This is a genomic window from Aliivibrio sp. EL58 (assembly GCF_900312675.1).
Taxonomy (GTDB): Bacteria; Pseudomonadota; Gammaproteobacteria; order Enterobacterales; family Vibrionaceae; genus Aliivibrio.
In genome coordinates, this window is sequence record NZ_OMPC01000001.1 from 11,804 (window position 1) to 24,488 (window position 12,685).

General features: G+C 38.0%; 10 protein-coding genes. 5 read left to right on the forward strand and 5 right to left on the reverse strand.

All coding sequences use genetic code 11. The features are described from left to right. Nucleotides 1-421: 421 nt before the first annotated feature. The gene (locus tag ED622_RS00075) at nucleotides 422-2,161 is read right to left on the reverse strand and encodes a bifunctional UDP-sugar hydrolase/5'-nucleotidase (protein ID WP_122031959.1); all 1,740 of its coding nucleotides are present in this window, start codon (nucleotides 2,159-2,161) and stop codon (nucleotides 422-424) included. A 207-nt stretch (nucleotides 2,162-2,368) separates the two neighbouring features. On the opposite strand from ED622_RS00075, the gene ED622_RS00080 reads away from it, so the two are divergent. Next, complete coding sequence (locus tag ED622_RS00080; RefSeq protein ID WP_122031960.1) at nucleotides 2,369-4,006, forward strand: ATP-dependent endonuclease; 1,638 nt, start codon at nucleotides 2,369-2,371, stop codon at nucleotides 4,004-4,006. Between the two features lie 70 nt (nucleotides 4,007-4,076). Here ED622_RS00080 and aroG read toward each other — a convergent pair whose 3' ends face one another. Then, a complete protein-coding gene (aroG, locus tag ED622_RS00085) occupies nucleotides 4,077-5,129 on the reverse strand; it encodes a 3-deoxy-7-phosphoheptulonate synthase AroG (protein ID WP_122031961.1) in 1,053 nt (350 codons plus the stop codon). Between the two features lie 252 nt (nucleotides 5,130-5,381). Between aroG and ED622_RS00090 the strand changes: the two genes are divergently transcribed. Genes ED622_RS00090 through ED622_RS00105 form a run of 4 tightly spaced genes read left to right on the forward strand, consistent with a single transcriptional unit; the run spans nucleotide 5,382 to nucleotide 8,630 of the window. Continuing rightward, nucleotides 5,382-6,128: an amino acid ABC transporter ATP-binding protein gene (locus tag ED622_RS00090; protein WP_122031962.1), complete on the forward strand. Its 747-nt coding sequence runs from the start codon at nucleotides 5,382-5,384 to the stop codon at nucleotides 6,126-6,128. A 1-nt stretch (nucleotide 6,129) separates the two neighbouring features. Further along, nucleotides 6,130-6,924, forward strand: a complete 795-nt coding sequence (locus tag ED622_RS00095; RefSeq protein ID WP_122031963.1) for an amino acid ABC transporter permease — start codon at nucleotides 6,130-6,132, stop codon at nucleotides 6,922-6,924. 15 nt (nucleotides 6,925-6,939) lie between these two features. Continuing rightward, nucleotides 6,940-7,749 (forward strand): transporter substrate-binding domain-containing protein, encoded by an 810-nt coding sequence (locus tag ED622_RS00100; RefSeq protein ID WP_122031964.1) that lies wholly within the window; start codon nucleotides 6,940-6,942, stop codon nucleotides 7,747-7,749. Between the two features lie 5 nt (nucleotides 7,750-7,754). Further along, nucleotides 7,755-8,630, forward strand: coding sequence for an amino acid ABC transporter permease (locus ED622_RS00105; protein WP_122032804.1), 876 nt, complete (start codon nucleotides 7,755-7,757; stop codon nucleotides 8,628-8,630). A 109-nt stretch (nucleotides 8,631-8,739) separates the two neighbouring features. On the opposite strand, the gene ED622_RS00110 is transcribed toward ED622_RS00105, so the two are convergent. From ED622_RS00110 to ED622_RS00120, 3 genes are all read right to left on the reverse strand, one after another. Beyond that, nucleotides 8,740-10,605: a methyl-accepting chemotaxis protein gene (locus ED622_RS00110; protein WP_122031965.1), complete on the reverse strand. Its 1,866-nt coding sequence runs from the start codon at nucleotides 10,603-10,605 to the stop codon at nucleotides 8,740-8,742. 204 nt (nucleotides 10,606-10,809) lie between these two features. Further along, nucleotides 10,810-11,490 (reverse strand): hypothetical protein, encoded by a 681-nt coding sequence (locus ED622_RS00115; protein WP_122031966.1) that lies wholly within the window; start codon nucleotides 11,488-11,490, stop codon nucleotides 10,810-10,812. 94 nt (nucleotides 11,491-11,584) lie between these two features. Then, the gene (locus ED622_RS00120; protein ID WP_122031967.1) at nucleotides 11,585-12,490 is read right to left on the reverse strand and encodes a LysR substrate-binding domain-containing protein; all 906 of its coding nucleotides are present in this window, start codon (nucleotides 12,488-12,490) and stop codon (nucleotides 11,585-11,587) included. Nucleotides 12,491-12,685: the final 195 nt, after the last annotated feature.

Genomic DNA, 12,685 nt, shown 5'->3' on the forward strand with positions numbered 1-12,685 from the left:
AAACTAATATTAGATTTTCTAATGTAAATATTACATTACAATTCAGTCAGTCAAGATGAATTTTTAGGCAATAGTAGCAATCTTCATTGAATAAAAAAGCACCGCAAAATTAAATTAACATCATTTTTGTGCATGAATTTTTTCAAAAGAACAAAACAATAACAAAATAGAAACAAAGGCAGTCAGGATAAGTTTATTTATGGTAAAAAAACTCCCTAACTAAGTAGGGAGTTCATTTATTATGAAAATTGAACGAAGTAAGCAATTACTGCCCAAGCAGAAAGCCAACTGGCTACTAAGAACTTATCAGACCAATCATTATCCATCATTTACCTATTTATACTCACAGCACGTATTATTCATAGAAACCTCTCTCACAAAATTTCTTATTCCATAAAATAGTTAGCAAAGCTTATGCCACCTATACGACTGCTTTCTCATTTCTGTGATATTGATTCAAACACTCAGTCGGTTTTGCTAGATCTGGATAATGAGATAGATAATCAATCATACAATCTGCCATTGAATAAGACGTCGTGATCACCTCTTCTTCTCTATGCAGAAGAGGCGCATATCCCTCTTTACCCTTAATGGTATAAGCTGTTGATGTGCCATAGTATATTTTTTCATCAAGAACACTTAACCACCCTACCTTAGGGTTATAAATACTAAATTCAGTAATGCGAGAGCCGCTTGGTTTACTTGCATCATAGCGATAACGCAGCTGAGATACATAAGGAAAGCTGCCTGAGCCACTACCAATCACCCCATTATCTGTTGCGTTATCAATTGCCCCCTCTATTGCCGCTTTTAAGTATTTTCCTTTAATACTATAAATGACAATGGGAATCGCGAAAGGCAATACTTTTCCGGCAATATCAGCATAAGTGATCTCCCCTTGATTTAACCCCGCGCGCACACCCCCTGCGTTATGCATTGCAAACTGAACTCGATTATCTATTTGATGAGCTTTTGAATAAAATGACTCGACAACCCAAGGCGCGATATCACTTTGTCCTTGTTCATCAGGAATACGACGATGACTTAAATCGGTAGTGCAATGTCCAATAATCTGTTGTGATAAACGTTCAACTTCTTCTCGATACTTATCGATGAGCAATGCTTCAATCTTTGGGTCTTTATCGCAAAAGGTAGTATGTTTAAAGTCGGCTAAAGTCTTGGTGATTTTTGATAATTGTTCGGCTTCAATTTGATGACTGCACGCCTTATCCGTATACGCAACATCATCAATCAATAAGCTATTTTTCCCATTAAATCCAATTAACTTTCCGTCATTAGAATAGGTTAAATCACAATAGCCCAAGGCAAGCGCATGACAGCCAGCTTGCACAATGTGAGTTCCATTAACTCTTTCACCGTAATTTGCTCGCTCTTCCAAACCAATCTCAGTAAAGTCACCTTGCAACACATGACTATGACCACCAATGATCAAATCAATCCCAGAAACAGATTGAGCTAATTGTTTGTCCGCTTCATAACCAAGATGACTCACAATAATAACGTTATCGATACCTTTAGCTGCTAAGTACTGCATCGTTGATTTTGCTGTCTCAATCGCATTTTTAAAGGGAGTGTCAGGATCAGGGCTAGCTAACACTTCCATTTGATCTATCGTTAAACCAAAAATAGCAACGTCAATATTACCGACGTGTTTAATCATGTACTTAGCGATCTGGCGATCCGTATCAAAATCTAAGATCCGTTCTTGATATTTTAACCCATGACCTTTTGACTGCTCTTCATGACTTAAATCCCAGTTACCCATTAATATCGGAAATTGAGTCGATGCAATAAACTCACTAACGAGATCATTACCAAGATCAAACTCGTGATTTCCGAGTACCATGCCATCAAGAGGTAATTGGTTAAGCAATTCAGCGTTCGCTTTGCCTTTATACAATGAAAAATATAGGGTACCTTGAAAACAATCACCCGCGTGAAACAGAGAAACAGCTCCCCCTTTTTGCTTATGCGCTTCTGAGAGAAGCGCAATTTGGTGAGATAAGCGTGAAAAACCACCACATTTGATATAAAACTTATCTAATCCACGGCAATTCAGTGCGATTACTGATTCATCAAAATAAGAATGCGTGTCATTAATGTGCATGACTCTTAATATATTGCTCTTTTGATTTTCCATTTCTTTTCCTTTTTAGAGCAAACAAATATAACAAACTAACTAGATGGTCACTATACCTGTATACAATGACCTAAAAATCAACATTATTACTTATAAAAAATTCAGTAAGTTACCGTCAGTATAATTAATAATTGTGACTCCCATAATGCTTTACTTGATTCAGTTGCTATATAGTTATTTATAACCCGTCTCTGATGAGGAATCATTATGCTCTTAGAACGAATTGAAGTCTCAGGATTTAGAGGTATTAAACGCTTATCCCTTTCATTTGAACAATTAACCACCTTAATTGGTGAAAACACGTGGGGAAAATCATCTTTACTTGATGCCTTATCCATTGCATTGCCTGTTTCAGGAGAGCTTCACCAATTCACGTTAAAAGACTTTCATCAAGATCATTCTATCTCGTACACTCAAGATCAACATATCCAAATAATCATCAGCTGGAAGACCACAGAAAAGAATGAACACCGAGCAGGACGGTACAGAAAACTGTCTAGTCTTTGGCAACCAGACGCGTCTAATCATTGCCAACGGATCTATTATCGTATTAGTGCGACAAATAATAACGACAAAATCACCTCTTCAAGTACCTTTCTAGATAATGAAGGTAATGTTCTTCGATACCATAAAATTGAAAAATTAGTCACTGAATTAATCCACCTTCACCCAGTGATCCGCATCCGTGATTCTCGTCGATTAAACCAAGAGGATGCGATTCCTCCTCTTTCCAATGATCGTATAGAACGAAGAATAAATAATACTTGTCGCCGCTTGATAAGCGCACCAGGTCAAGTTAATCGAGGGGAAATAAAAAGCGCCCTTCGCTCTATGCAATCACTAGTTGAGCATTATTTTGCCTTTCGGAATCACAAAAAGCACACACCACATCGCATTCATGATGATCTCTTTTTTGGACAAAAAACAGAAGGTGTTTCCTTATCCCAATTTATTAATCAAGATAATACAAAACAGACAAAACTCTTGCTACTTGGCTTATTAAATACTTATTTGCGTGCAAAAGGCCCTAACACACTAAAAAAATCAGCAAGACCGCTAATGATTATTGAAGATCCAGAAGGCCGATTACACCCAACACAACTTATTCAAGCATGGTCTTTACTTAATCATATACCCATGCAAAAGATCCTCACCACCAACAGTAGCGAGTTATTAAGTGCCGTTCCATTATGCTCAATTCGCCGCTTAGTGAGAGAATCAGACTCCACTTCTAGCTATTCTGTCTCACCAACCTGTTTATCAAGAGATGATTTACGTCGCATCACTTTTCATATCCGCTTTCAACGAACGAACGCTTTATTTGCGCGATGTTGGTTATTAGTAGAAGGTGAAACAGAAGTCTGGTTATTCAATGAAATGGCTCGAATGCTAGGATATAACCTTGCTGCTGAAGGCGTACAAATTATTGAATTTGCTCAATCAGGATTAAAATCATTAATTAAAATAGCCAAAGCGCTGCATATTGAATGGCACGTTGTGACAGATGGAGATCCCGCAGGTAAGAAATACGCATTTGCGGTGAAAAGTCAGTTAGATCATGAGCACGAACGCCATAGATTGACCGAATTACCTCATAAAGACATTGAGCACTACCTTTATCATCATGGGTTTGAAGATCTATTCAGAGAACTTGCGAATATACCAAAAGATCAACATGTTCCCCCAAAGAAAATAATAATTAAAGCACTAAAGAAATATGCAAAGCCAGATTTAGCGTTAGCTATCGTGCAGCACAGTGAAGAACAAGGTATTGATAGCATTCCACTATTATTACGTTGGACGCTAAAACGAACCGTCACCATGGCAAAAGGTCAGGGTAACTAATGTGATAACTACTTCTACAAAAAAACGCCAGTCATTTTAAAGTGACTGGCGTTATTATTATTCTAACAACTTATTTATTTCGACGAGCAGTAACAGCCTCAGCTAATTGACGGAGTACGGCTTCAGTGTCATCCCAACCAATACATGCATCGGTGATTGATTGGCCATAAGTCTCTGCTTTACCACAAACCAAATCTTGACGGCCTTCTACAAGGTGACTCTCAATCATCACACCAAATACAGCTTCTTCACCGCCCGCAATCTGACCAGAAACATCATCAGAAACAATCATCTGGCGCTTAAAGTCTTTTGAGCTATTAGCATGACTAAAATCAATCATCACTTTTTCAGGTAAACCTGAAGCAGCTAATTGCTCTTTAACTGGCTTAACATGAGCGGCACTGTAGTTTGGCTCTTTACCACCACGAAGGATAATATGGCAATCAGGGTTACCTGCAGTTTCAATAATTGCAGAGTGACCATATTTAGTTACTGATAAGAAATGGTGAGAAGAACCCGCCGAGCGGATTGCATCAGTGGCAATTTTAATGTTGCCATCAGTACCATTCTTAAAACCAACAGGACAAGAAAGACCTGAAGATAGCTCACGGTGAACTTGTGACTCAGTTGTACGTGCTCCGATAGCACCCCAGCTGATTAAGTCACCCATGTATTGTGGAGTGATCATATCTAGGAATTCACCAGCAGTTGGTAAACCCATATCAGTAAGATCAAGCAGCAACTTACGTCCCATACGAAGACCATCATTTAACTTAAATGAATCATCCATGTACGGGTCATTGATTAACCCTTTCCAACCTACTGTTGTACGTGGTTTTTCAAAATAGACACGCATAACTACTTCAAGGCGATCCCCTAACTCATCACGTAATGTTTTAAGTTTGGCACCATATTCTAAAGCGGCTTCAGTATCATGAATTGAACACGGGCCAATAATAACAAGAAGGCGATCATCGTCACCTTGTAAAATATTATGGATAGCTTCACGAGATTGAAATACAGTTTTCGCCGCAATCTCAGTCGCTGGAAATTTTTCTAAAACAGCAACAGGCGGTAATAGTTCTTTTACTTTATTAATTCGTACATCATCAGTTTGATACATTACTTCTCTTCCATCTATTTATGCAGTTTATTGTTTATATACTGCATCTTTATTCTCCATACTGTTAACGTAACGTGTCTTTAACTGTTGTGCAATGGTTAATTTAATATAAATTACTTCTCACTAGATTTTTCACATAAAGCAGACATAACCCTATATTTTGATTAAAAATAAACCGCTCCATTAAGAATCACTTCTTTAGCTTTATGAATATGTTACAGTAAGTTTAGTTCTCGAATGCTAGGATGAATTGTGACTAATAAAAATACAAATAAAGCCAATATCATTGATTTTAAATCCGTGGATAAATACTACGGACAATTTCATGCATTAAAAAACATTAACCTTTCGATCAATGAAGGGGAAAAAGTCGTTATCTGTGGGCCTTCTGGCTCAGGGAAATCCACTCTTATTCGCTGCATCAATGCCTTAGAGTCTATTCAAGGTGGGACTCTTTCTCTCTTTGAACAACCACTCTCATCAAAGCAATTAATGAATGGCAAAGTCGGTATGGTGTTTCAACACTTTAATTTATTCCCGCACTTAACCGTATTAGAAAACCTAACTCTGGCACCAATTAAAACATTAAAATTATCAAAAAAGGCGGCTATTGAACGAGCTTTAACGTATTTAGAACGAGTGAATATCGCAGAACAAGCCGATAAGTACCCTTCTCAACTGTCTGGCGGACAGCAACAACGAGTTGCCATTGCTCGCTCTCTTTGTATGGAACCTCAAGTCCTTCTATTTGATGAGCCTACATCCGCACTTGATCCTGAAATGATCAGTGAAGTGCTAGATGTAATGTCTGTTCTCGCTAAAGATGGCATGACTATGGTGTGCGTGACGCATGAAATGGGGTTTGCTAAAAAAGTCGCCGATCGTGTGGTATTTATGGATGAAGGAGAAATCCTTGAAATTGCGAAACCTGAGCAGTTCTTTGATAACCCACAACACCAACGTACTCAACAATTTTTAAACCAAATCTTAAGTTACTAATATGAATCGTTTAAAAACAATTTTAGCCCCTGTGTTATCTGCTCTATTGCAAATATCACTATTGGCGGTTGCGCTCTATTGGATTTTAAACAGCGGTGCACAAGCCATGAATTATCAATGGCAGTGGGATCGTGTGCCTGAGTTCATTTTCTTCTATGAAGATGGCGAATGGTTCCCTGCTGAATTGATGGAAGGACTCGTCGTCACCTTACAAATTTCAGCCATTAGCGCCATTGCCACTCTAGCCATTGCACTGATCATTGCATTATTGCGCCTTTCAGACTCCATAATCGGTCGTAGTATTGCCACCTTATACATTGAGCTTATCCGTAATACGCCTTTATTAGTGCAAATTTACCTGCTTTATTTTGTCTTTGGTCCATTTTTAGGTTTGGACAGATTCACAACAGCCGTTCTTGCTTTAGCCCTATTCCAAGGCGCTTATACCGCTGAAATTTTACGATCAGGCCTAATCAATTTACCAAAAGGACAATTCGAAGCTTGTAAAACATTAGGATTGTCTTCGTTCAACAGCTATCGCTATATAGTATTACCCCAAGTGGTAAGAAAAACCTTACCCTCATTAACCAATGAATTAGTTTCTTTAGTCAAAAATTCTTCTATAGTCAGTGTGATGGCTATTTTTGATTTAACTACTGAAGGACGAAATATCGTCTCTGATACGGCAATGCCTTTTGAAATTTGGTTCACTGTCGCAGCTATTTATCTGGTCATCACTTTAAGTCTTTCCGGGCTATCCGCTTGGTTAGAGCATCGCATGCATAATGCATATTAATGGAGAACCCCTCGCATGAAGCAACTACTCGCATCATTACTCAGCTTGAGTTTACTTTTTAGTGGCTCAGTATTTTCTGCTACCTCATCAGACAGCACACCTAATCTCGATAAAATAAAAGAGAGAGGAACACTAAAAGTAGGTTTAAGTACTTTTGTTCCTTGGGCTATGCGAGATAAACAAGGTGAGCTGATTGGCTTTGAAGTTGATGTAGCAAAACGTTTAGCGAAAGATTCAGGATTAAAAATTGAATTCATTCCTACCGCTTGGGATGGCATTATCCCTTCACTTATCTCTGGTAAGTTTGATGTCATCATTGGTGGCTTAACGGTGACTGACGATCGCTCAAAAAGCGTATTATTTACCGTTCCTTATTCGCATTCTGGCGTTCAAGTTGCAGCCAACAAACAGCTAACAGAAGGCTTTACTCGAGAGCAGTTTAATTCTCGTCGTGTAAAATTTGCCGCTCGTCGTGGTTCAATCACGGTTGCGGCGATTAAAGAACATTTCCCTAAAGCCAAAGTGCTTCAGTTTGATGATGATGCTCAAGCGTTCCAAGAAGTATTAAATGGCAATGCTCATGCAGTAGCCGCATCAACACCAAAACCTGAATTTGATAGTATTAAGCATGCTGATGTCTTATATTTGCCTTTTAAAGAGCGCTTATCACAAGGTAATGAAGCCTTTGCGGTTCGCCTTGGTGAAGAAGATAAAAAAGCTTACTTTGATGCCTGGATCCAAGCTCGAACAGCTGATGGTTGGCTAAAAGAGCGTTACGATTACTGGTTTACTAGCCTAGATTGGCAAACACAAACAGCGAACTAATTACCATGCAGCAAAGAGTTTCTTTAAAACTTAATCGATTAGATTGGATATTACTGACCATTGTCGCAAGCCTTATATTTTGGTTATACACGAAGGAAAGTGGCAGCCTTGTGTATCACTGGCAATGGTCTCGTGCGTTAGAGCTGCTATTTACCTCTAAAGCAGACGGTTCACTGCCCTATTTCTTTGATGGGGTATTTTCAACATTACGATTAACGTTTTGGGGAATGCTCTTTGCAGTTTTGTTCGGAATTCTTCTTGGCTTAGGTCGTCGTTCAAGTATTGCTATTTTTCGAGCATTGTCTAATAGCTATATTCAGCTTATTCGCAACATTCCACCGTTAGTATTTATTTTCATTTTCTATTTCTTTATTGCAAACCAATTAGTGCCACTATTTGGCTTGGAGTCTCTACTCAGAGAACACAATGGCAGTATTAATGCGCTTCAATCATTCTTATTTGGCTCTGCCAATTTATGGGAAAACTTAGTTGCGGGTGTCCTTTGTATCGGTATGATCTCTGCTGCCTATATTGGAGAAGTCGTTCGTTCTGGCTTGGATGCGATACCTAAAGGTCAACATGAGGCGGCAAAAAGTTTAGGCTTATCCACTTGGCATCGTTATCGTTATATTATTGCTCCGCAAGTATTTAAAGTGATTATTCCTTCTCTTGCTGGTCAATGTATCTCTTTAGTTAAAGATTCATCCATTATTTCATTGATTTCTATTCAAGAGTTAACGTTTGTTGGAACTGAAATCGCTAATTCAAGCGGTATGATTTTTGAGGTATGGATAGTGGTCGCGTTTTGCTACTTTATCCTTTGCTTTGCTTTATCTCGTCTTTTTTCTTATTGGGAAAGAGACAAAGCTATTGGTCATTAAAGCCGTTATCGTATTAAAAATAGTAAAGATAAATAGAAAGCTCAGAGTTACCCCTGAGCTTTATTATCAATTTAATTGATACTTATACTAAGTTAGATAAGCATTTCTTTTACACTGTAAATCTATTCATGATTTTTTCTTGGCTTTCAACTAATGACACTTGCTCTCTTATCGCTACACCCGCACCTTGCGCCGCTTCATGAACTTGTATCGACAAATCTTTAATATTCACTGTTTTACCATTAATCTCTTCAGCTACATGGCTTTGCTCTTCTGCTGCTGAGGCAATATGAATATTCATATCATTAATTTGTTGAATTGTTTCCCTGATTTGAGCTAATGCATCCGCTGTTTGTTGGGCTTTATCTACGGTTAATTCTGCTCGTTGTTGACTACACGACATTGAGGCCGATACTTTCGATGCCCCAGACTGAAGTTGGTCAATCATGGTCGCAATTTCTGTTGTGGATTGCTGAGTGCGCTGCGCTAACGTTCTTACTTCATCTGCAACAACTGCAAAACCACGCCCCGCTTCACCTGCACGCGCTGACTCAATTGCTGCGTTCAAGGCTAATAAGTTGGTTTGTTCTGCGATATCATTGATAACACGTAAAATAGTTCCAATTCCATCTGTTGCTTTTTCTAATGACTCAACTTCTGCTACAGCTTGATTTATATTGTTAGACAATTCAGTCACTTCATTTGTTGATTGAATTACGACTGTCATACCGTTCTCTGTTGCATTATCCGCTTGTTTCGCAAATTCAGCCGCTTGTTGAACATTATTTGCTACATCTACTGATGTTGCAGCCATTTCATTCATTGCGGTAGCCAGTTGCTCCAACTCCATCATTTGCGTATTCATTGCATTAACTGAGCCCTGTGCACCTGATGAAATCTGCTGTGTACCACTTAGTAATTGGTTGCTTAATTCTTTTGTTTCAGTGACTTGATTCTGTAAGTTTTCAATAAATTGATTAAAACCACGAGCTAACGGCGCAAACTCTGGATCAATTTTAGTATCTAAACGTTGTGTTAAATCGGCTTCGCCTGAAGCGACATTGTTAATCGCTTCATTTAACACTTTAACAGGTCGGATCAAACGTGAAATAAACATGAGCATAATAGTAATGGCAATAATAACGGCAATCAGAGAATAGATAATAGAAGTTGTCCGCAATTGATTTATGTTATTAAAAATTTTCTCTTGATCAATAACCACACCAACAGACCACGCTTGCCCTTCAATGGCAGTAAAGTCGATATTATAAGGCTTACCTTCTAATTCTATCGATTGTACGCCAGCGCTTAGTTGAACATTAGGTAAAAATTCACTGAATGATTTACCGTTAAATTGGCTGTTAGGGTGTGCGATTACCGTTCCATCTTGATCAACAATAAACAAGTAGCCTGCATCAAATAAATCAACTTGATTAACTAAAGTCGCCAAGCTGTCTAAACTTAAATCAAAGAAAATCGCACCATTAAAACGGCCATTTTCTTTTACTTCAGTACCAATAGAAACTAGGATTTGTCCTGTTGCCGCATCTTCATAAGGGGCTGTAATAATCGTTTGTCGCTGTTGTTTAGCGGCTTTATACCAGCTACGAGTTCTAGGATCATAGTTCGCAGGGTTCCAAGAAGGATCGTTACTAATAAAATCGCGCCCATCTTCAAAGCCAATACCTGCTAAAATAAACGCTTCTTTAATTTGTGGTTGCTTTAATATTTCCTTGATAGAAGCAGTCGTTGGATTCGCTTCGATCATAGCTGTCGCATACTCAGCTAAATTAGTTTTCCCTGCTAATTCTGCGCTCACGGTATTACGAACACCATCAACAACTTCAGTAATACTTGATTCAACCTGATGTTCTACTTCTTGCTTCATTTTTAAATATTGAACAAGACTTAAAATTGATAACGTACACACCATAATAAGTGAAAACGCCGCAATTATTTTATGTCGAAACTTCATAGATACTTCCCTATACACAGCAATAAAGCATTACAGTAAAGAGATAATCTAATACTTTCTATCTACTAATAAAATAAACAATAACAATTCTGCAACAGGCGTCTCATTTGTAAAAATATCAAAAAAAGCAGCCTCATTATAAATGAGACTGCTTAGTATTTAAATTCAACTGGTTAGATTGATATTTAGTATTAAATCAATACGCTAGTTAATTTTTTGAATCTCTTCTAATTTCTTAGTATTTACCGTAAAAACTCTAAAGATAAAAATAGTATTCATCATAGAGAGCACAACTTCAGTAATCGAGAAAACGAATGACAACACTGGGGATTGTAGGCCTAACAAACCTAAACCGTACTCTAACGCCCACATTAAACCTGTCGTAAAGCCAAAGATGATCACAAGGCCTTTAAACAGGATCCAATAATTATCTTTCGTATCATTCCAACCTAACTTTATGGCATCCATTGTATTCTCTCTATAAAGAACACAATAAATTTCAGTGAATGAAAAACGAGCCATCAAATATAAACCAGGCAAAATTAAAGCAATAAAACCAGTTAATACGGCGAGGCCTAAAATGATATTCATTAATACAAACGAAAACCACGTTTTGGCCGGGATCTGATACAACTGACTGAATGGAACACGACGGCCATCAAAAGAATAAGCGATATAGTAAAGAATCGCCCCTTTATAGAAAGGATAGATCGTCAGAATAAACAGCATATAAAGTAAGAATTTACCTGAACCGTCTTCTTCATTAAAGCTCAGTGCTATCCCATTCGTAATCAGTGCAAACGGTAAAACCAGAATACAGAAAGCAACTAAATGCTTTTTGAAGTAATTGAAGCTGTCCATCAATAAAACTGATAAGGCTGGCATCTCTTTTTCCCTAAATATATGTATAAATTATAGTTATCTATATATGAGAATAGCAAATAACAAACAAAGTAAGAAGTCGATTTTATCAGAGACCCTAACGAATTATATGATGGTCTTTAATCATTCGGATCCCTTCACGACGTATACAACTACTAATTGGGTTTTGATCCATACTAGAACGCCAGATAAACGAGAGTGTACGTTCCATATTTAGCTCTGGTACATTCAAGGCAACTAACTCACCTCGTTCAATATACTTCACGACATCTAAATACGGTAAACAGCTTAAATATTGCCCATTCGCGACTAATGTTCGCAGTACAGGCACGTATTCATACTCCCGCCACACATCTAAATCGGGGATTTTGTCATGAATAGCACTATCAAAAATGGTTCTCGTACCCGCCCCATGCTCACGTAATACCCATTTAGCTTGCTCTAATTGAGCCAAACTGACCTTTTCATGCTTAGCAAAAGGATGGTGAGCTGCGGCAACGATAATTAAATGATCGGTACAAAAAACTTCTTGATGAATTCGACTGTCATCACAGCGACCTTCAATAATACCCAATTCATATTTGTAATCTAACACGCCATTGATGATCCCTGAGGTATTTTTTACCCCTAAAGAGATTCGAATTTCTGGGAAATCATTATCAATATTACTGATAAGGTTTGGAACCAAATGTTCCGCTGCCGTTTGGCTCGCCCCCAGAGACAGTTCACCACTGATTAGGTGCTGATCATAAAAGCCTAACTCTATCTGTTGTGCATCATGGATAAGCTTTTTAGCTTTAGGTCGAAGCCATACTCCCCAGTGGGTTAGCGCCATTCGCTTACCATTTCGTTCAAACAGAGAACGCCCTAACATTTTTTCTAATTGAGACAAGGACATACTGGTTGCTGATTGAGTTAATGACAACATTTCAGCAGCTTGGCTAACACTCCCTGTTGTTGCTACTGCATCAAAAACGGCCAACTGCTTTAATGAATAACGCATAACTATCTCTTTTATAAGAATTTATTTTAAAGTAATCATACCATCTCAACGCCATCAAGAAAACTGATATAGAACTTAAAAATAATCAATTTTACCTACCTTTAATTTCAACATAATCTAAATGGGTTCAAGCAGAACAGGAATGAACACACAGCTTGAGCTTATACCAATCAAAGTAAGTAAGTGTTCAGAAAT